Raw genomic sequence first — 20,404 nt, 5'->3', positions numbered from 1 at the left:
GGCGTCACGCTCGCGGCGTCACCGCCACGTCGCGCCACGACGCCGTCGTGCCGACGGTCCGCACCCCGACCTGGCCCGTGGTCGTCGTCGAGCAGTTCGCGTCGGTGGCCGCGGCCACGGTGAGCACGCTGCCGGTCTTCGACTGCGCAGTGGCGGTGATCGTGCATCCCACCGCTTCGACCGTCAGGTGATACCAGGTGCCGGTGCCGAGAGCTGCGGGCAGGTTGGCGGTCGCGAGGGTGCTCAGGGTGGTGCCGTCGCTCTCCTGCACGACGAGCGTCGACGACGACAGCCCGGCGTAGTAGCCCTTGAACGCGTTCACCCCCGAGGCGGGGCTCGAGACTCTCACGAGAAAACCCGCGCTGACCGACGGCGACGACGTGCCGACGAGTTGCACGTCGCCGGTGAGGGTGTAGTTCTTCCACGAGGCGACTCCGGCGATCGACTTCTCGCCCTGTCCGCCGGAAGTGTTGTTGTAGGTCTCCGCCGCCGTCGTGTTGGTCCACGTGCTGCCCGTGCCGTACGTCGTCCAGCCACTGGTGCTCGAGGCGAAGGGCGCGTTGTAGGTGGCGACCGTCGTCGAGGTCGTGCCCCCGACGGTCGCGGTGACGTTCCGGAACGACGCGGTGCTGTTGAAGTCGCGCACGCCGATGGCGCCGGCCGTGAGACAGGTGGCGGCGGGATCGGTGTAGGCGAACGAGGCGGGGCTCGCCGTCGAGCCCACCTGCACGATCGACGCGACGATGGTGCAGCCGGTGACTTGCGCCGTCACGTGGTACCAGGTGCCGACCGTCGGCACGAAGAGCGTGGTCGATGCGAGCTGCGTGTAGTTGTTGTTCTGCCGGCCGAGGACCAGGCCGTTCAGGGTGTAGACGCCGAGGTAGTAGCCCTGCAGGGCATCCGTGCCGTTCTTCGGGTTCTGCACCCTGAAAAGGAGGCCCCCCTGGCCGGACGTGTTCACCCGCACGTCGCCCTGCACCGTGTAGTCGGTCCAGGTTGGTTGGCCGCTGACGGCCTTGTTGCCGCCGCCCCCGCCGAGGGTGTCGGAGTACACCCCGCCCGACGTCGCCCAGCTGCCGTTGTAGGTGTTCCAGCCGAGGTCGCCGCCCGGCCAGGCGTCGCTGTAGGGCAGCACCCCGCCGCTGGGGCTGAAGTTCGCGTTCGTGCCGAGCGTGTTCGTCGAGCCGCTCACGCTCGCCGTGAAGCCCGACTGCGTGAAGGGGGCGTACTGCGCGGTGAGCCAGAGGGCCGCGAGAAGGAGGACGCCCACGGCTGCGACGGCCTTCCTGCCGGAGAAGAGCCCTCGCCGGCCGAAGAGGAAGTCGCGGGCGCGCCGGAGGTGGAGTCGTCGGGTGCCGTCGTGCGACACCGTGTCCTGATCCGACACGTGGGCCTCTCCTGGGCGGTTGGTGATTCCAACCAGGTTGCGATCACTGTAGCCGAGGCGGCTGCGGAAGACGCACCCCCGTTCTGGCTAGGCTCGCGGGTACACGATCGAAGGAGCTTGTTGTGCCCACCGAGAAAGACACCCGCGTCGAGACCGATTCCCTCGGATCGAAAGAGGTGCCGCAGGCCGCCTACTGGGGGATCCACACCCTTCGTGCTCTCGAGAACTTCCCGATCAGCGGCCGGCCGATCTCGGTGTACCCGGAGCTCGTCGAGGCGCTCGCGGTGGTCAAGCAGGCGGCCGCCCGGGCCAACGTCGAGATCGGCGTCCTCGATCAGCGCAAGGCGCGGGCGATCGAGCAGGCCTGCGAGGAGATCCGCGCGGGGGCGCTGCACGACCAGTTCCGCGTCGACGTGATCCAGGGCGGTGCCGGCACCTCGACCAACATGAACAGCAACGAGGTCATCGCGAACCGCGCGCTCGAGATCCTCGGCCACGAGCGGGGGCAGTACGAGTACCTGCACCCGATCGACGACGTCAACCGGTCGCAGTCGACCAACGACACCTACCCGACGGCCATCAAACTGGCGATGTCGTTCACGCTGGCCAAGCTGGTCGACGAGCTCGGGCTCCTCGCCTCGGCCTTCGCGGCCAAGGGGCACGAATTCCGCGACGTCCTCAAGGTCGGGCGGACCCAGCTGCAGGACGCCGTGCCGATGACGCTCGGCCAGGAGTTCACCGGCTTCTCGCACACCCTGGGCGAAGACCAGCAGCGGCTCCGCGACACCCTGCCGCTCCTCGCCGAGATCAACCTCGGGGCGACGGCCATCGGCACGGGCATCACGGCCGACCCGAACTACGCGGAGGCGGTCCGGCGCCACCTCAGCGACCTCTCGGGCATCGAGATGGTCACGGCCCCCGACCTGATCGAAGCCACCAGCGACGCCGGCGTCTACATGACCGTCTCCGGAGCGGTGAAGCGCAGCGCCATCAAGCTCTCGAAGATCTGCAACGACCTCCGCCTGCTCTCGTCCGGGCCGCAGGCCGGTCTGGGGGAGATCACTCTTCCGCCCCGTCAGGCCGGCTCGTCGATCATGCCGGGCAAGGTCAATCCGGTGATCCCGGAGGTCGTCAACCAGGTCGCCTTCGCCATCGCCGGGGCCGACGTCACGGTCACGATGGCCGCCGAGGCGGGCCAGCTCCAGCTCAACGCGTTCGAGCCCGTCATCGCGCATTCGGTGCTGCAGAGCATCGTCTGGCTGCGCCACGCCTGCGAGACCCTCCGGGTGAACAGCGTCGACGGCGTCCAGGCCAACACCGACCGGCTGGCGCAGCAGGTCGAGACGAACATCGGCGTCGTCACGGCCCTCACCCCGTTCATCGGCTATGCGGCGGCGGCGTCCATCGCGCACACGGCGCTCGCGACCAATACGTCGATCGCGACCCTGGTCGTCGCGGCCGGCCTGATGGACGCCGAGCACGTGCAGAAGGTGCTGTCGCCGGCGCGCCTCTCGGGGCTCGAGGCGATCACCACGAGCATCCCCGTCGCCACGGCCGAGCAGATCTCCGCGCACCTGGCGACCCTCGACGCGCCCCACTCGGAGGAGACCGCCGGCTAGTCGTCGTCCGTGTCGTGGGTCGCTCGCACAGTCGTCCGCTGCCCGCTGCCCGCTGCCCGCCGTCCGCTGCCCGCTGCCCGCCGCCCGCCGCCGACTGTCCGCCGCCGACTCCAGAATGTGCAGCCCTCATGGAAAGTGAGCAGCGTGTTCTGGAGTCGCCCTGACGGCGCAGGGGGTCCGGCCTCGCGCTCCCGCCGACTCCAGAACACGCCGCTCAGGTTCGAGCTGCAGCGGCGTGTTCTGGAGTGCCCCGCGCGCGGGCCCGTCGGCGACTCCAGAAGGTGCTGCCCTTGTCGAAAGTGAGCAGCGTGTTCTGGAGTCGCCCGATCAGCCGCCGGCTAGTCGTCGTCCTGCGACGACAGCGGCGTCTCGTCCTCCGCGGGGTCGGCGATCGACTTCGGGGTCGCCATGCCGCTCATGGTCTGGAACCGCGGCCGCACGTGCGGTTGGCCGTCCTCGTCGAGCGTGGGCGGACCGTAGAGGCGCACGGCCTTGAGCCGCATGGTGCGCCCGTCGACGAGGTCGAGCGACAGGTGCCGGGCGAGGGCGAGGTTGCGCTTGCTGTCGCGCAACGGCAGGGGGATGAGACCCTCGGCCTCGACCCCGGACTGCAGATAGCGCACCCGGATGATCTCGGCGTCCAGCTCGCCGCCGAGGACGAGCACGAGATTGCTGATGAAGGCGTAGATCAGAAGCACCACGGCCCCGCCCAGGAAGCCGTACAGGTGGTCGTAGTTGGAGAACGTCACGACGTAGACCGCGAAGCCGGCCGTCGCCAGCGCCCACCCCGCGATCGCCAGAAGCGCGCCGTACGAGACCCACCGCACCTCCGGGTGCTTGATGTTCGGCGTGAAGTAGTAGAGGAGCCCGACGGCCAGCACGACGAGCCCGACCAGCACGGGCCACTTGAAGACGTTCCAGATCACGACGAAGAACTCGCCGAACCGGAACTGGTCGCCGATGCCCTGGGCGATGCTCGGAGTGATCAGGAGGATCGCGGCGATGGCCGCGAACAGCACGGTCAGCACCGATCCGAGCACGATCATGAACCAGCGCAGCTTGTAGAAGCGACGGCCCTCCTGCACCCCGTAGATCGCGTTCATCGCCCGCCCGAACGCGGAGGAGTAGCCCGACATGGACCAGATCGTCAGCGTCAGGCCGATGCCGAGCGACACCCCGGGGGCCTGCAGCCCGAGCAGGGCGACCAGAGGCTTCTGCAGCACGTCGGCCGCGCTCGGGCCGATGGCGATGCGAGCGATGTCGAGGATGTCGCTCACGGCGTCGCCGCCGTCCTGGCCCAGCGCGACCGCCGACACGACGCTCAGGGCACCGGGGAAGAGCGCGAGGGTCGAGAAGAACGCCAGCGAGGCGGCGGCGTCGATGGTCCGGTGCCGGAGGAACCCGTGATACGTGCGTCGCAGAGCGTACCGCCACGGGATCGGGTCGCGCGCGCCCACCACCAGATACGCGTTCCACGCCCAGACGAACGGGCGGGCGACGAGGAGCCCCAACGGCTTCATCCACGGCCACCCCACCGCGAGCGCGAACCGCGTGGACAGACGGGCCACCCAGCGGAAGAACCGCCAGATCGGCCACCAGATCACCAGGATCACGGCCCAGACCGGCCGCACCAGGCGGAGCGTCGTCGTGGCGATGGGCGTGAGGAGCCGATTCACGCGGGCCGTCGCCTCCGCAACGGTTCCAGGCATGGGCCCAGGATACCGGGGATGCACGGGCCCGGTCGGTCGGTCGCTCCCGCCCGGCGGACGCCGGCCCGTCACCGCGCCCCTAGGCTGATCCGCATGCAGGCCGCGACGCACCCGAACCCGGCCTGACGTGCGCCGCCTCACCGGCAACTTCGCGGCGCTCGCCGCCGGCTTCGTCGTCATCGCGAGCTTCGCGGTCGCCGTCGTGGTCTACTTCCTCGCCGTCCTCCCGGCCCGGGTCCTGGGGGAGGGGCTGACCCTCGCGGTGGTGCCGCTCGTGATCGTGCTCATCGGCATCCGCTTGGTCGATCGCTGGGAACCCGAGCCGCCGGTGGCTCTCGTCTTCGCCTTCTTCTGGGGGGCCGGGGTCTCCGTCGGCGCGGCTCTCGCCTTCGACTTCGCGCTGCAGAGCATCCAGAGCGCCCTCGGCGGTCCGGCACTCGGCTCGGACGTCGTGGGGGCCGTGATCCAGGCGCCGATCGTCGAGGAGATCGCGAAGGGACTCGGCGTGCTGCTGGTGCTCTGGCTCTTCCGTAAGCACTTCGACGGACCGGTCGACGGGATCGTCTACGCGGCGACCGTCGCGGCGGGCTTCGCCTTCGTCGAGAACGTCCAGTACTTCTCGGTCCAGGTCGTCGACCAGGCCTTCGGCGGCACCGACCTGGGCGGAGTCTTCCTGATCCGCGCCCTCATGGCCCCGTTCGGCCACATCATCTACACGGCCTGCACCGGCTTCGCCCTCGGCCTGGCCGCCCGGCGTTCGTTCGGCCCTCGCACGCTGCTCTTCTTCGCGGTCGGACTCGTCCCGGCGATCCTGATGCACGCCCTCTGGAACGGAGCGCTCGTCGTCGTCGGCGACCGCTTCGTCAGCTACTACGTGCTCGTGCAGGTGCCGATCTTCCTGGCCTGCGTCGCTCTCGTGATCGTCCTGCGCTACCTCGAACGGCGGGTCACCCGGCTGCGGCTCGGCGAGTACGCGGCCGGCGGCTGGTTCGACGACGACGAGGTGAGGATGCTCAGCCGCGGTTCGTCGAGGCGCCGAGCCCAGAAGTGGGCCGCGCGCAACGGGCGCGCCCAGGTCATGCGCCGGTTCATCTCCGACGCCACTCGGCTCGCCTCCACCCGGCAGCGGCTCCTCTCGACGAAGCGCTCCGAGCGAGCCCTTCGGGCCGCTCGCCACGACGAGCAGGAGCTGCTCGCCGCCGTCGCCGCGGGCCGAGAGGCGCTCCGCGGGTCCTGACGACATCGCGGCTCCTGACGACCCCGGGCCCCTGACGACTTCAGGATCGGGACGACGTCAGGGCGTGGGATGCGCGGCGTCGTAGTTCCGGAACGACGGCTGGAATCGCGCCAGCAGCCCGATGAGGGCGATGATCAGCGCCCCGCCGAGCAGGGGCGGCCAGACCGTCCCGGCGGCGGCCAGCAGGCCGACGAACAGGTCGCCGACCCGGGGTCCGCCGGTCACGACCACGGTGAAGACGCCCTGCAGCCGTCCGCGCATCGCGTCGGGCGCCGCCGACTGGAGGATCGTCGACCGGAAGATGGACGAGACGTTGTCGGCCGCTCCGGCGCCGGCGAGTGCGATCGCCGCGAACAGCAGCGCGACGAGGTTCGCCGAGGTGAAGCCGGCCGTCAGGCTGCCGACGCCCCGGTGCCCGCCCAGTTGAGCGACGAGGAGGACCACGCCGAATCCGAGGATGCACGCCCCGTACGCCCCGATCGCGATCGACACCGCTGCCCCCTGCCGCCTGACGTGCCCGAGCCTGCCGGAGACGAGGCTGCACAGCAGGGCCCCGACCGCGAACGACGCCGTGAGCACACCGACCGTGACGGCTCCTCCGCCGATCAGGACCGCTCCGACCACCGGATAGAGCACGCGGGGCTGGCCGAACGTCATCGCGATGATGTCGACGATGAAGGTCATCCGGATGTTCGGGGACTTCTTCAAGAAACGCATGCCGAACAGGAGCGACTCGAGGCCGGGGCGCTGGGTCTCGCCCTCCGGCTTGATCGCGGGCAGCGAGAAGATGCCGAGGAACGCGGCCGCGAAGAGCACCAGGTCGACGGTGTACGTGGCGGGGAAGCCGACCGCTGCGACGAGGACGCCGGCGAGCGCCGGCCCCAGGGTGAGCTGGATGCCGATCGAGATGCCGTTCAGGGCGGACGCGGCCGGGAGGAGCTCCGTCGGCAGCAATCGGGGGATGATCGCGGCCCGCGACGTCGCGATGATCGTGGCGGCGACGGCGCTGATCGTCGACAGGGCGTAGAGCAGCACGGTGTTCTCGAGGCCGAGGAACGCCTGCGTCACGATGGCGGCGGTCGCGAGCCAGGCCACGACGGCGGCGAGGATGGCGACGAGCCTCCGGTCGAACGCGTCGGCGAGCATCCCGCCATAGAGGCCTGCCACGATCATCGGCAGGAGCGAGACCACGCCCACCAGCGCGACGGCGAAGGTCGAGTGCGTGATGTCGTAGATCTGGAGGCCCACGGCGACGAGGGTCAGCTGCGAGCCGATGCCCGAGATGGACGAGCCGAACCAGAGGCGCGCGAACGGCGGACTGGAGCGGAGCGGAGTGAGGTCGACGAGCAGCCCGCGGCGCTCGCTCTTCTGAGTGGTCAAGGGTCCAGTCTGTCGGATTCCGTGCATCCCCGGCGAGCTTTCGGCTGGCCACGTTCAGGGAGCGGTCCCACCGCGTTTGCGCCGCGTTCACCTGCGGGCGTAGCCTCCATACGTTCGCATCGATGACCTCGACTCTCGGTGCGGACCCCGATGGGCCGGCCACTCGAATTCTCGCAGGGAGGACGCGAGCGGCCGGCCCATCGATGTGGGGCCGATCGACAGGGGGCCCTCGTCGTCAGGCCAGGCCGACATCCGTCGCCCCCGTTGCTCTCCTGGCGAACGGGTTGGCCCGATCCGACCAAACACGCTTGACTGGGTGGCATGACTCACGACTCATCCACCAAGCCCGAGATCGACGCGCCGGAGGGCCCCGCGCCCGCCGAACTCGAGATCACCGACATCACGGTCGGCGACGGCGCCGAGGCGCAGGCCGGCTCCACCGTCAACGTGCACTACCTCGGCGTCGAGTACGACTCCGGCGAAGAGTTCGACTCCTCCTGGGGTCGCGGCGAAGCGATCAACTTCCCCCTCGCGGCGCTCGTCCGCGGCTGGCAGGAGGGCATCCCCGGCATGAAGGTCGGCGGTCGCCGCAAGCTCGTGCTCCCGCCGCACCTCGCCTACGGCCCGGCCGGCTCGGGTCACCCGCTCAGCGGCAAGACCCTGATCTTCGTGATCGACCTCTTGGGCGTCAGCTGATGGCGGAGGCCATCACCGGCATCCCGACCCTCGCTCTCAACGACGGCCATTCGCTGCCCGCCGTCGGCCTCGGCACCTACAAGCTCGACGGCGACGAGGGCACCGAGGCGGTGAAGTCGGCACTCGCCACCGGCTACCGCCTTCTCGACACGGCACTCAACTACAAGAATGAGGACGCCGTCGGGCGCGCCGTGCGCGAGACCGACGTGCCGCGCGACGAGATCATCGTCACCTCGAAGCTGCCGGGCCGCTTCCACGGCTACGACGAGACCCTGAAGGCGTTCGAGGAGACTCGCACGAACCTCGGGCTCGAGCACGTCGACCTGTACCTGATCCACTGGCCCCTGCCGCGGATCGACAAGTACGTCGAGTCGTTCAAGGCGTTCGCGAAGCTGCGCGAGGAGGGGCTGGTCACGTCGATCGGCGTCTCCAACTTCACCAAGGAGCACCTCGAGCGGGTCCGCGACGAGACCGGGATCGTGCCGGCCGTCAACCAGGTCGAGTTGCACCCGTACTTCCCGCAGGCGGCGCTCCGGGCCGTCCATGCCGATCTCGGCATCGTCACCGAGAGCTGGAGCCCGATCGGCAAGCAGTCCGAGCTCCTGACCGAAGACGTCATCCTCGAGGTGGCGAAGGCGCACGAGGTCAGCCCGACGCAGGTCGTCGTCCGCTGGCACGTGCAGATCGGTGCGATCCCGCTGCCCAAGTCGGGCGACGCCGGGCGGCAGCGCGAGAACCTCGACGTGTTCGGCTTCGAACTGACCGACGAGGAGGTCGCACGCATCTCCGGCCTCGAGCGCGGACGGCTCTGGGACGGCGATCCGGAGACCCACGAAGAGTTCTGACCCGCTGGCAGTCCTCGCAGCCTCGTCCCGAGCGGCCGGTTCCCCAGGAGCCGGCCGCTCGGGCGTGTGCGGTCCGTGCATCCCCCGGCTGTGCCTCGCCTTCACATGTGTTCGCATGCAGTTTCGTCATGCTCCGAAGTGCATAGAATCGTATGCCGACTTTCCCGAGGGGTACCCGCCTGTTGTCATCCGAACTCGACCGTGAACGCGTCTACGTCAGCGCCCTGTACGAGCGTCTCGACGCCTTGAAAGCCGAGGCACGCGAGCGTCTCACGGCCGTTCGGCGCGAGACCGTCGGCGGCAACCACCAGAGCCGCAGCGAGCGCGACGCCTACGCCCGCCTCTACGAAGACACGCTGGCTCAACTCGGCGAGGTCGACGACCGCCTGGCCTTCGGTCGACTCGAGCTCGAAGAGCACGACGAGACCACGAGTCCGGCCGCGCTCACAGCGGTCGGCGACGGCAGCCGACACGACGACGGCGCCTATCGCTACATCGGGCGGATCGGCCTGCGCGACACCGAGCACCACCCGATCCTCCTCGACTGGCGCGTTCCGGGCGCCAGCGCCTTCTACCAGGCCACCGCGGCCACGCCGATGGGCGCGCGCGCCCGCCGGCATCTGACGCTGGAGGGCCGCCGCGTCACCCGCATCGAAGACGAGGTGTTCGACCCGACTCTGCTCGACCGCGACGACGTCCAGCTGCAGGGCGAGGGCGCCCTGATGGCGGCCCTGACGGCCCAGCGCACCGGGCGCATGACCGACATCGTCGCGACCATCCAGGGCGAACAGGACCGCATCATCCGCTCGGCTCTCGACGGCGTCCTGGTCGTCCAGGGCGGCCCCGGCACCGGCAAGACGGCCGTGGCCCTGCACCGCGCTGCATACCTGCTCTACTCGCACCGAGAGCGCCTTCGCGGCTCCGGCGTGCTCGTCGTCGGGCCGTCCCGCTCCTTCCTTCGCTACATCGAGCAGGTGCTGCCCTCCCTCGGCGAGTCGGGCGTCGTCCTGTCGAGCCTCGGCGGGCTCTACCCGGGTCTCGAAGCCACGCGCGACGACGTCCCCGACGTCGCGGCGCTCAAGGGCTCCTCGCGCATGGGCGACCTGCTCAAGCGGGCCGTGCGATCGCGCCAGATCGTGCCGACCGAGCCGAGCGAGATCGACGTCGACGGCGAACGGATGCTCGTGCAGCCGTCGCTGGTGGCCGAGGCAATGCGCCGTGCCCAGGAGCGGGGCAAGCCGCACAACGAGGGCCGCGTCACCTTCAACAAGAACGCTCTGGCGGCCCTCACCCGGCAGCTCGTCCACCAGCTCCGCGATCGCGGCACGACGGTCGACGACTCCGACGAAGCCGTCCTCCGCGAAGACATCCGGCAGTCCTACGACGTCCGGGTGCTGCTCAACACGGCCTGGCTGCCGCTGACCCCGCAGAAGCTGCTCGAAGACCTCTACGCCCGCCCCAACTGGCTCGCCAGCATCACGGCGCAGTGGAGCCCTGCCGAGCGCGCCCTGCTCCGGCGCGAGCGCGGCGCCGAGATGACCATCAGCGACGTCCCGCTGCTCGACGAGGCGGCGGAGCTGCTGGGCGAGTTCGACACGGCCGTGGACGCCGACAAGCGCGCCCGCAAGGCGCAGCAGAAGCGCGACATCGAGAACGCCGAGCGCGCCATCGAGAACATGCAGGTCGAAGGAATGGTCACGGCGAGCGACATCGCCGGCAACTTCGCCGAGCGGGCCGCCAGCATGACGACCGCCGAGCGCGCCTCCGGCGATCGGACCTGGGCCTATGGGCACGTGGTCGTCGACGAGGCGCAAGAGCTGTCGCCGATGCAATGGCGCCTGCTCGCCCGCCGCTGCCCCCTGCGGTCGTTCACGGTCGTCGGCGACATCGCGCAGGCGTCGTCACCGGCGGCCGCGACATCCTGGGACCGCGCGCTGCAGAGTCTTCTCGGCCGTCGTCGCGGGGGAGCGACGCTCGGCGGCTCCTGGCGCCTCGAAGAGTTGACGGTCAACTACCGCACCCCGACGCAGATCGTCGAGTACGCCGAGCGGGCCGCCCGCGCCAACGGACTCGACATCACGCCCAGCCGATCGGTCCGCAGCAGCGAATGGCCCGTCCGCGAGGTGGCGGCCGGCTCCGACGTCGTCGCTGCCACCGTCGAGGCCGTGGCGGTCGATCGCGCGATCGACTCCACCGGCACCCTCGCCGTCATCGCCCCCGACGAGCTCGTGCCCGCTCTTCTCGCGGCCCTGCTCGAGCGCTTCCCGGGCGAGGCCGCCCCCGGCACGGCGTCGTTGACCGCGCCGATCTCGGTGCTCAGCCCCGCCACGAGCAAGGGTCTCGAGTTCGACGCCGTCGTCGTGACGGCGCCCACGCGCATCCTCGATCTCTCGATTCGCGGCAACGCGAGCCTCTACGTGGCGATGACCCGCCCCACCCAGCGTCTGACCGTGGTCTCGTAAGCGATCTCCCACCATGCCGACCGCGTTCCGTGGTTCGATGAGGTCATGCCCGTCGAGACGCCCCTCGCCATCCACACCTTCATCGAAGCGACCAACCGCGAAGACACCGATGCCTTCCTCGCGTCGTTCTCCGACGACGCCGTCCTCGACGACTGGGGGCGCGTCTTCACGGGCCGCGACGGCATCGCGAGCTGGAACGACAGCGACAACATCGGCAAGCACTCCCGCTTCGACCTGGTCGAGATCGTCGTCGGCACGACACCCGACCAGTTCGTCGTCACGATCGACGTCAGCGGCGAGGGCTACAACGGCCTGGGCACGCTGACCTTCACGGTCGCGGGCGAACGGGTCACGTCGCTGGTCATCACCTGAGGCGTCCGACCCACAGGGCGCGCGACCGGTCCTATTTCGCCCGGTTCTTCACCAGCGCGAGGGCGTAGCTCGTCCACCACGACCCCGCCGCGGGCCCGCCGTTGCAGGTGCCGTCGCTCGCTCCGGGCGTCTTGACCCAGAGGGTGGCGTCGAGCTTCGTCGTGCCGTCGGCCACGGCGGGCGGCAGGCCGAGCCCGGCGCCGCTCGGATTGCACCAGGTGCCCTTCCACCCCTGACCGTTCCGCGACGTGTCGATCACGTAGTGCGCGCCGCCCGTCAACCCGGAGAGCGTGTCGTCGTAGGCCGTCTCGTCGGCCGTCGGGTAGAAGTTCGAGACGTTGCTGAAGAAGCCGCGGGCCTGGTCGACGCGCGCCGCCGTCAGTCGAGCGGCCATCGTGGCCGGGTCGACCCAGTGCGAGTTGCCGCCGTCGAGGTAGGTGGCGACGCCCGCCCGGGCCAGGGTCCGAACCGATTCCTTAATCAGGGGGATGCGAGTGGAGGCCTCCGAAGGGCAGTTGCTCAGCATCGCGAGCGCGTCCGGCTCGTCCAGCACCACGGCACGGCGCCCTTGAAGCGTCTTCGCGACCAGGCCGACGAAGTGCTCGTACTCGGACGCCGTGAAACCGCCGCTCGAGTAGTCGCCGCAGTCGCGGTTGGGGATGGCGTAGAGCACGAAGGACGGGGTCGCGCCCTGCTTCGCGGCATCGGCCAGGGATCCTCGGATCACGGAGACGAGCTCGTCATCGGAATACCAGTCGCCCAGCCAGAGCGACACGGGCTGCGCGGCGATCTGCGCGACGGTCGCGGCCTCGGCGCGCTTGCCCTCCCGGGTGAGGCCGGCGACGGCGGTCGCCGCCTGGCTCTGCGTCGGGACGGACAGGCCGCCCCGGAACAGGCTGGCCGCGGGCGCGGAATCGATCTGGGCACTGTCGAGCAGCGGTGCGGCGGGCGCGGCGCTCGCGGAGGGAACGACGGAATGGGCGATCACGCCGGTGACGGCGGCCATCGCGGCCACGACGAGAACGGTCGTGACGATGGGCCGGAGGCGACGGCGTGGCATGGCGGGTTCCCCTGGACTGCGGCCGATCGACTGCCCTGATGCAGTCGTTCTCGCCGTCCCTCCAGTGCACCAGGCCCGTCGACTGAACGGCAGGACCCATTGGGGGGACGCAGCGGCCCCAGTGCTGGGGTCAGGCCGAGAACGGGGGATGCCCGGGCCGGGGCCCGACGGCGCCCGGCTCGGTCACACCGTCGTCAGGAGCCCCTGCGGCACGAGCATCCACGCGTCGGCTATCGCGCACGCCAGTGCCACCAGCACGTACACGAAGACCCAGAACAGCCCGGGCAGATGCGTGAGCCGGGCCAGCTGATCGGCGTCGGACTGACCGTTGCGGGTGCGGCGCCGACTCGACTGGAGCTCGAGGCTCGCACGGAGGGCGCCGAGGGCCAGGACGACGGTGACGACGTGCCCGAAGAAGAGCTGCCAGTCGACCGGGGCGAACCAGGTGACGGAGAAGACGATCGCGGCTCCGACCAGGATGACCCAGAGGCCGTACCAGTTGCGGATCTGGACGAGCATCAGCGCGAGGACCACCAGGAGCGCCCAGAGCAGGCCGGCGGAGTAGCCGCGGCTGAGCATCCACGAGGCGCCGAGGGCTGCGAGAGCGGGTGCCGTGTAGCCAGCCAGCAGGGTGATCACCATGCCGAAGCCGCGCTGCGGACCGCGCGACACGGTCAGCCCCGACGTGTCGGAGTGGAGGCGGATGCCCGTCAGCCGACGACCGGTGAGCACGGCTGCGAGGCCGTGACCACCCTCGTGGACGACGGTCACCGCGTTGCGGACCGTGTGCCAGGCGCCGGGGAGGAGCACCAGGAGGACACCCACGACGAGCGCCCCGATCAGCATCGGCACGGACAGGGAGGGGGCCACCTGGGTCACGCGGGACCAGATGGTGCTGACGACGTTCACGGCGCCCAGCCTAGGGAAGGCGACCGACCTTCTCGGCCGACCCGGGCATCCTCACCCTTCTCGTCTCCTCCTCTGGGAGGAATTCCGGCACGGGGAGCGGAGATGCCCAGGAAGATCCGTCACAGTATTCGTATGCGATTCCACCCCTGGGCCCTCTTCCCCACCGTCTTGTACATCGGTTTCGTGGGCTGGGTCACTCTGGGCCCGCAGCCGTACGACTCGTCGACGGCCGGCCTGCTGACCCGGTTCTTCGACTTCAGTCAGAGCCATGCGTCGACCCGGTGGCTCGACTTCTCGAACGTCGAGGGGCTCGCGAACGTGGCGATGTTCGTCCCCCTCGGCTTCTTCCTCGCGCTCTTCCTTCCGCGGCGGGCCTGGCTCGTCGCCGCCGTCCTCTGCGTCCTGGCCTCGACCGGTATCGAGATGTTCCAGGGGGCCTACCTGCCGACGCGGGTCGAAGACGTGCGCGACATCGTGCACAACGGGACGGGCGGGCTCATCGGGGCGGTCCTCGCCGCAGTGATCCGGTTCGTGGTTGCTCCCCGGCCGCGCAGCCGTCGCCTCCGCACGGTCTGAGGCCGCCGCCCCTCTGCTAGGCTATGGAGGTTGCCGTCCAACGGCCGCGGATAAAGAGAGCCCCCGCATCGGGTGAGGGGCACCGCGCAACGACAGAGAGGGGATCCAGCTATGGCACTTGCACCTGAAGTCAAGACTGCGATCATCGAAGAGTACGCGACCCACCCAGGCGACACGGGATCCCCCGAAGTCCAGGTGGCGATGATGACTCAGCGCATCAAAGACCTGACCGAGCACCTGAAAGAGCACAAGCACGACCACCACTCGCGTCGTGGCCTCCTTCTCCTCGTCGGCCAGCGTCGTCGACTCCTCGGGTACCTCTCCGACGTCGACATCAACCGCTACCGTGCGCTCATCGAGCGCCTCGGCCTGCGTCGCTAATTACTGCGTCGCCAGCCACCTAGCGTGATGCGTCGCTGACGCAGTCTTCGACGAAAGGCCCACCCTGCATGCGGGGTGGGCCTTTTCTCATTCGCAGGAGACGCCTCCCGACCCGGGTTACTCCTGCACGGCGTCCCCGACTCAGGGGCTCAATACCAGTTGTGCGCGACCTCGTGGGCCCAGGCTCCGCAGGGGGTGCCGTAGGCGGCCGCGATGTAGCCGAGACCCCAGTTGATCTGGGTGGCGTAGCTCGTCTGCCAGTCGAGGCCGGCCGTGGCCATCTTCTTGGCAGGCAGAGCCTGGGGGATCCCGTAGGCGCCGCTCGACACGTTGAGGGCGTTGGTGCGCCAGCCCGACTCCTGGTTCCAGAGGTTGACCAGGCACTGGTAGTCGCCCGACCAGCCGCGCGAGGCGAGCTGGGCCTGGGCGTAGGCGTGGGCGCCGGCGGTGTCGTTGACGACGCCGGAGCCGAGGTTCGTGGTGCCGCCGCCCGAGGCGGGGGCGGTCGTGCCGGTCGAGGTGCCCGTGCCGCTGCCCGAGCCGCCGCTGCCGGAGGATGCGCCGGACGTGCCCGTTCCGGACGTGCCCGTGCCGCTCGTGACCGGCTTCGTCTTGGCGGCGAGAGCGGCTGCATCCGCTGCCTGCTTCGCCTCTTTGGCCTTCTCGGCCTGCGCCGCGGCGTACGCGGCAGCAGCGGCCTGGCCCTGCTGGTACTGCTGCTCGAGCTGCGCTGTCGTGTTGTTCAGCGAGGCGAGCTGCGCGTAGAGCGTGGCCTGGTGCGTCTGGGCGTCGGTGACCTCGGCGTCGGCGGCCGCCTGGGCGTTCTTCGCGGCGGCGAGCGTGGTCTTGGCGACGCCGGCGAGTCGGTCGCGTTCGTCGGCGGCGACCTGGGCCTGGGCGCTCAACGAGGCGACGGACTTGCTCGCGACGGTCGCCTGCGCCAGGACGGTGTGCCACTGGGCGGTGAGCTGCGACAGGGCCCCCAGTCGGTAGAGAGTGCTGCCGGTGTCCTTGCCGGAGAAGAGCTGACCGTCGAGGGACTGCGAGTTGCCGAGCCGGTAGAGATTGGCGGCGAGCTGGCCCGCCTGCTGCTGAGCCTGATCCGCCTGCTTCTGCTCGGCGGCGACTTTCGCCTGCAGGGCGTCGGCGGCCGAACTCGCGGTCTCGTACTGCTGCTGGGCCGTGTCGTTGGCCTGCTCGGCCGTGATCGCCGCCTGGCTGCTCGTCGCGGCGGTGTTCTGGAGGCTGGACAGCGCCGACGTGATCGCCTGGACCTGCACCTGCGTGGCCGCTGCATTGCCCTGGGCCGCCTGCACGTCGCTCCACGACGGGTACGCGGACGCGGACAAGGGCGAGCAGAGGATGCCTACGGCGACGGCGACGACGGCCGCCCCGGAAGCGAAGGCCAGTCCGCGCGAACGCTGTCGGGACGCCGGTCCGAAGGCATGCACGCGGGATGCACGGGGACGGTGCTCGGCGGAAGACATGGATTCGACTGTAACGCGGTTCACAGGAGTAACACCAGCAACACCGGTCACATGCCGCGCGTTCTGGGGGTAGGAGGGGGCCCTGATGGTACTATCGGCCCGTCTCGTGCTCCCGTTCGGAGTGCGGACGAAAACAGAACACCGGAGCACTCCGGACAGGCCGGCACGAAGCTGGTCATCGGTGGTGACGCGCGGATCCCCTCACGGGCTCCGATCGTTTCTACTGCTGGCCAGGCACACGCCGCCGCCTCCGGGGCGTCGATCGAGATCGACGTCTTCCGACCAGCGCGGTCCGTCTGCGCGCACCCGCGGGTGCGCCCTCGGCGTCGCCCACCTGTCGAGTGCTCCTCGCACGACATCGCAGCCCACACGGGGCCACGATTCAAAACAAAGAGGAGTCAGCCCCCATATGGAGGGTCCAGAAATCAAGTTCGCCGAAGCCGTCATCGACAACGGCAAGTACGGCACCCGCACGGTCCGGTTCGAGACCGGCCGTCTCGCGCAGCAGGCTCAGGGAGCCGTCGCTGCGTACCTCGACGAAGAGACCATGCTTCTCTCCGCCACCTCCGCCTCGAAGAACCCGAAAGACAATTTCGACTTCTTCCCGCTGACCGTCGACGTCGAAGAGCGTTCCTACGCCGCCGGTAAGATCCCCGGTTCGTTCTTCCGCCGTGAAGGCCGTCCCTCGACCGAGGCCATCCTCGTCTGCCGTCTCATCGACCGGCCGCTCCGTCCGTCGTTCGTCGACGGTCTCCGCAACGAGGTCCAGATCGTCATCACCGTCCTGAGCATCGCTCCCGACGAGTTCTACGACGCTCTCGCCATCAACGCGGCCAGTGCCTCCACCCAGATCTCCGGCCTCCCCTTCTCCGGCCCCATCGCCGGTGTGCGTCTCGCGCTCATCAAGGGCCAGTGGGTCGCCTTCCCGAAGGCATCGCAGCTCGAAGACGCCGTGTTCGACCTGACCGTCGCCGGTCGCGTTGTCACGGACGCCGCGGGCAACGAAGACGTCGCGATCATGATGGTCGAGGCCGAGGCCACCGAGCACGCCTGGGGTCTCATCCAGGGCGGCGACGTCAAGCCCGACGAGGCCGTCGTCGCGCAGGGTCTCGAGGCGGCCAAGCCGTTCCTCAAGGTCCTCGTCGAGGCGCAGGCCAAGCTGGCCGCCCAGTCGGCCAAGGCCATCGCCGACTACCCGGTCTTCCCGCCCTACACCGACGAGGTCTACACGGCCGTCGCCGCAGTGGCCGAGGAGGAGCTCAAGAGCGTCTACAAGATCGCCGCCAAGGTCGAGCGCCAGGACGCCGACGACGAGCTTAAGGGTCGCGTCAAGGCGGCCATCGCAGCCCAGGTCGAGGCCGGCACCCTGCCCGCCACGGCCAACGGCCAGGTCTCGGGTGCGTACAAGTCGGTCACCAAGAAGGTCGTCCGCTCGCGCATCCTCACCGAGCAGATCCGCATGGACGGCCGCGGCCTCGCCGACATCCGCCCGCTCGACGCCGAGGTGCAGGTCATCCCGCGCGTGCACGGCTCCGCCATCTTCCAGCGCGGCGAGACCCAGATCCTGGGGGTCACCACGCTGAACATGCTCAAGATGGAGCAGCAGATCGACTCGCTGAGCCCGATCACCAAGAAGCGCTACCTGCACCACTACAACTTCCCGCCCTACTCCACCGGTGAGACCGGTCGTGTGGGTTCGCCGAAGCGTCGCGAGATCGGGCACGGCTTCCTCGCCGAGCGCGCCCTCGTCCCGGTCCTGCCGAGCCGCGAGGAGTTCCCCTACGCGATCCGTCAGGTCTCCGAGGCCCTGTCCTCCAACGGCTCCACCTCGATGGGTTCGGTCTGCGCCTCGACGCTGTCCCTCCTCAACGCCGGTGTGCCGCTGAAGGCCCCGGTCGCCGGTATCGCCATGGGTCTCGTCTCCGACGAGGTCGACGGCCAGACCCGCTACGCCGCCCTCACCGACATCCTCGGTGCCGAAGACGCCCTCGGCGACATGGACTTCAAGGTCGCCGGCACGTCGGAGTTCGTCACGGCCATCCAGCTCGACACGAAGCTCGACGGCATCCCCTCCGCGGTCCTCGACGCAGCGCTCAAGCAGGCGAAGGAGGCCCGTACGGCCATCCTGAACGTGCTGAACTCCGCGATCGACGCTCCCGACGAGATGGCCCCGACCGCGCCCCGCGTGATCTCGGTCCAGATCCCGCAGGACAAGATCGGCGAGCTGATCGGCCCGAAGGGCAAGACGATCAACGCCATCCAGGACGAGACCGGCGCCGACATCTCGATCGAAGAAGACGGCACCGTGTACATCGGCGCCGTCGACGGTCCGTCGGCCGAGGCCGCTCGCGCCCAGGTCAACGCGATCGCCAACCCCACCAACCCGGAGGTCGGCGAGCAGTTCCTGGGCACGGTCGTCAAGATCGCCACGTTCGGTGCGTTCGTCTCGCTCCTCCCGGGCAAGGACGGCCTGCTCCACATCAGCGAGGTGCGCAAGCTCGCAGGTGGCAAGCGTGTCGAGAACGTCGAAGACGTGCTCGGCGTCGGCCAGAAGATCCTCGTCGAGATCACGAAGATCGACGACCGCGGCAAGCTCTCGCTCGCTCCGGTCGTGGCCGACGAGGCCGACACCGACTCGAGCGGTGCGACCGAGGCTTCGGAAGACGCCTCCGTCGAGGTCTAGCCTCTCCGGAAGTCACGAACGCCCGCCTCGACTTCGGTCGGGGCGGGCGTTCGCTCTTCCACGTACAGGCACGGAATGGGCGAAGGGCCGATGCGATCCCCACCGCAACGGCCCTTCCATGCCGACTATGACTGGTCGACACAACGTGACGGCACCGCCTCCCACCACTGGAGACGCTGCCCCGGAACCCTCCCAGGAACCGCACACGAGAGACACTACGGACGACACCTGTGGCGGTTCCCGCAGGCGCCCCAGAGGGTGCTGTGGCCGGGCTCGGGGCTTCCTGAGAACGGTGGGATGCGCATCCCACCCTTTCGCGGAGCCGCACCGAATGTCCGCTGAGCGCACCTTTTCGCCTGTACCTCGAACTGGGGACATCTTTTCGGTAAAGAAAGGGTGCGGCGCGATGTTGTGATGACAAAGTGGATCTACCCTCAGTTCAGAGGCGGAACACAGGAACACCCGGATCAGGAGACGACACGTGACCGAAGCGGCTGCCCGCATCGACGTCTCGGTCGAGCGCCCCGCCACGGACGAGTCCGTCGCGGCCCCGGTGGTCCGCCCCGTGTTGACGGCTCCCGTGCGCACCGTGCCGGTCGATCTCGGCGTGATCCAGCCGCGTCGGCGCCTGGGGGTGTCCGATCTGAAGGTCTTCCCACTCGCCCTCAGCGGCAACGTCTTCGGCTGGACTGCCGACGACCAACAGACCTTCGACGTACTCGACACGTACTTCCACATCGGCGGCAACTTCGTCGACACGGCCGACTCCTACACCGACGGCCGCAGCGAAGAGCTCATCGGGGCCTGGATGGCTTCGCGGCGCTCCCGCGACGACATCGTATTGGCGACCAAGATCGGCAAGAGTCGGGACAACCCGGGGCTCACTCCGCTCGCCATCGAGAGGGCCGTCGAGGCTTCGCTGAAGCGCCTCGGAACCGATCACATCGATCTTCTCTACCTGCACGTCGACGACACCGAGGTCGCCTTCGAGCGCACTCTCCTCGGCGTGGACCGACTCATCCGATCCGGCAAGGTGCGCTGGTTCGGCGGCTCCGACCACTCCGGCAATCGTCTGTACGAGGCCCGGATCGCGTCGGGGATGCTCGGGGTGGCCCCCATGGTCGCCCTCCAGAACCGCTACAGCCTGGTCCACCGCACGGAGTACGAGCAGAGCCTGGCGCGCGTGGCACAGCAGCAACGACTCGGCGTCATGCCGCGATTTGCTCTGGCGAGCGGCTTCCTGACCGGCAAATACCGCTCGAAGCACGACGTCCGCGGCAACCGGCGGGGGAGCGAGGTCGCGAAGCTCGTCTCGAAGCGCGGTCTGCGCATCCTCGCCGAACTCGATCGCATCGCCTCGCTGCACGCGGCGCCCGTGGCTGCGGTGGCTTTGGCGTGGTTGCTGGTCAAGCCGAACGTCGTGGCTCCAGTCGCCAGCGCCACGAGCCCGGGGCAGGTGCTCGAGCTCGTCCAGGCGGCGCGGGTGCAGCTCACGCGCCACGACATGGCCGACCTCGATCGGGTCAGCGCGGGCTAGGCGTCGCCCGGGTCCCGTCGTGGCGCGCTGACAGCGGCCGCGGCGGCGCAGGGTGGCTGACGGG

At 69.5% G+C, this 20,404-nt stretch carries 16 protein-coding genes; 10 read left to right on the top strand and 6 right to left on the bottom strand.

What is annotated here, in order from left to right; genetic code table 11:
• Positions 1-4 precede the first annotated feature (4 nt).
• Entirely contained in the window at positions 5-1,387 is a 1,383-nt protein-coding gene (locus tag ABEA39_RS05330) for a family 16 glycoside hydrolase (protein WP_345374103.1), read from the bottom strand.
• Between the two features lie 122 nt (positions 1,388-1,509).
• On the opposite strand from ABEA39_RS05330, the gene ABEA39_RS05325 reads away from it, so the two are divergent.
• On the top strand, positions 1,510-3,006 hold the full coding sequence (locus tag ABEA39_RS05325) for an aspartate ammonia-lyase (RefSeq protein ID WP_345374101.1): 1,497 nt from the start codon (positions 1,510-1,512) through the stop codon (positions 3,004-3,006).
• Between the two features lie 338 nt (positions 3,007-3,344).
• Here the strand turns inward: ABEA39_RS05325 and ABEA39_RS05320 are convergent, their stop codons facing one another.
• Positions 3,345-4,715, bottom strand: a complete 1,371-nt coding sequence (locus tag ABEA39_RS05320) for a YihY/virulence factor BrkB family protein (protein ID WP_345374099.1) — start codon at positions 4,713-4,715, stop codon at positions 3,345-3,347.
• Between the two features lie 127 nt (positions 4,716-4,842).
• Here ABEA39_RS05320 and ABEA39_RS05315 point away from each other — a divergent pair, with 127 nt between their 5' ends.
• Positions 4,843-5,952: a PrsW family intramembrane metalloprotease gene (locus ABEA39_RS05315; RefSeq protein ID WP_345374097.1), complete on the top strand. Its 1,110-nt coding sequence runs from the start codon at positions 4,843-4,845 to the stop codon at positions 5,950-5,952.
• A 57-nt stretch (positions 5,953-6,009) separates the two neighbouring features.
• Here ABEA39_RS05315 and ABEA39_RS05310 read toward each other — a convergent pair whose 3' ends face one another.
• Complete coding sequence (locus ABEA39_RS05310; RefSeq protein WP_425556920.1) at positions 6,010-7,359, bottom strand: MFS transporter; 1,350 nt, start codon at positions 7,357-7,359, stop codon at positions 6,010-6,012.
• Positions 7,360-7,653: 294 nt separating this feature from the next.
• On the opposite strand from ABEA39_RS05310, the gene ABEA39_RS05305 reads away from it, so the two are divergent.
• The 4 genes from ABEA39_RS05305 to ABEA39_RS05290 all read left to right on the top strand — a co-directional run bounded on the left by ABEA39_RS05305 (position 7,654) and on the right by ABEA39_RS05290 (position 11,707).
• Complete coding sequence (locus ABEA39_RS05305) at positions 7,654-8,028, top strand: FKBP-type peptidyl-prolyl cis-trans isomerase (RefSeq protein WP_345374093.1); 375 nt, start codon at positions 7,654-7,656, stop codon at positions 8,026-8,028.
• Between the two features lie 11 nt (positions 8,029-8,039).
• Positions 8,040-8,873 carry an aldo/keto reductase gene (locus ABEA39_RS05300; RefSeq protein ID WP_425556939.1) on the top strand — a complete coding sequence of 278 codons (834 nt, stop codon included), beginning with the start codon at positions 8,040-8,042 and terminating at the stop codon, positions 8,871-8,873.
• A gap of 152 nt (positions 8,874-9,025) precedes the next feature.
• On the top strand, positions 9,026-11,335 hold the full coding sequence (locus ABEA39_RS05295; protein ID WP_345374089.1) for a UvrD-helicase domain-containing protein: 2,310 nt from the start codon (positions 9,026-9,028) through the stop codon (positions 11,333-11,335).
• Positions 11,336-11,380: 45 nt separating this feature from the next.
• Positions 11,381-11,707, top strand: coding sequence for a YybH family protein (locus ABEA39_RS05290; RefSeq protein WP_345374087.1), 327 nt, complete (start codon positions 11,381-11,383; stop codon positions 11,705-11,707).
• Between the two features lie 31 nt (positions 11,708-11,738).
• Here the strand turns inward: ABEA39_RS05290 and ABEA39_RS05285 are convergent, their stop codons facing one another.
• Positions 11,739-12,767 carry a glycoside hydrolase family 6 protein gene (locus ABEA39_RS05285; protein ID WP_345374085.1) on the bottom strand — a complete coding sequence of 343 codons (1,029 nt, stop codon included), beginning with the start codon at positions 12,765-12,767 and terminating at the stop codon, positions 11,739-11,741.
• Positions 12,768-12,950: 183 nt separating this feature from the next.
• Positions 12,951-13,676, bottom strand: a complete 726-nt coding sequence (locus ABEA39_RS05280) for a M50 family metallopeptidase (RefSeq protein WP_345374083.1) — start codon at positions 13,674-13,676, stop codon at positions 12,951-12,953.
• A 132-nt stretch (positions 13,677-13,808) separates the two neighbouring features.
• Between ABEA39_RS05280 and ABEA39_RS05275 the strand changes: the two genes are divergently transcribed.
• Positions 13,809-14,252 carry a VanZ family protein gene (locus tag ABEA39_RS05275; RefSeq protein ID WP_345374081.1) on the top strand — a complete coding sequence of 148 codons (444 nt, stop codon included), beginning with the start codon at positions 13,809-13,811 and terminating at the stop codon, positions 14,250-14,252.
• Positions 14,253-14,363: 111 nt separating this feature from the next.
• Positions 14,364-14,633, top strand: a complete 270-nt coding sequence (gene rpsO, locus ABEA39_RS05270; RefSeq protein WP_345374079.1) for a 30S ribosomal protein S15 — start codon at positions 14,364-14,366, stop codon at positions 14,631-14,633.
• 149 nt (positions 14,634-14,782) lie between these two features.
• Here rpsO and ABEA39_RS05265 read toward each other — a convergent pair whose 3' ends face one another.
• Positions 14,783-16,120, bottom strand: coding sequence for an aggregation-promoting factor C-terminal-like domain-containing protein (locus ABEA39_RS05265; RefSeq protein ID WP_345374077.1), 1,338 nt, complete (start codon positions 16,118-16,120; stop codon positions 14,783-14,785).
• Between the two features lie 409 nt (positions 16,121-16,529).
• Between ABEA39_RS05265 and ABEA39_RS05260 the strand changes: the two genes are divergently transcribed.
• Together ABEA39_RS05260 and ABEA39_RS05255 are read left to right on the top strand one after the other, a co-directional pair.
• Entirely contained in the window at positions 16,530-18,803 is a 2,274-nt protein-coding gene (locus ABEA39_RS05260) for a polyribonucleotide nucleotidyltransferase (RefSeq protein ID WP_345374075.1), read from the top strand.
• A 481-nt stretch (positions 18,804-19,284) separates the two neighbouring features.
• Positions 19,285-20,340: an aldo/keto reductase gene (locus ABEA39_RS05255; RefSeq protein WP_345374073.1), complete on the top strand. Its 1,056-nt coding sequence runs from the start codon at positions 19,285-19,287 to the stop codon at positions 20,338-20,340.
• Positions 20,341-20,404 lie beyond the last annotated feature (64 nt).

This window comes from Frondihabitans cladoniiphilus, assembly GCF_039544345.1.
GTDB classification, from domain to species: Bacteria; Actinomycetota; Actinomycetes; order Actinomycetales; family Microbacteriaceae; genus Frondihabitans; species Frondihabitans cladoniiphilus.
Note: the sequence above shows the minus strand (reverse complement) of the source record. Positions and strands in the feature narration are given on the sequence as shown.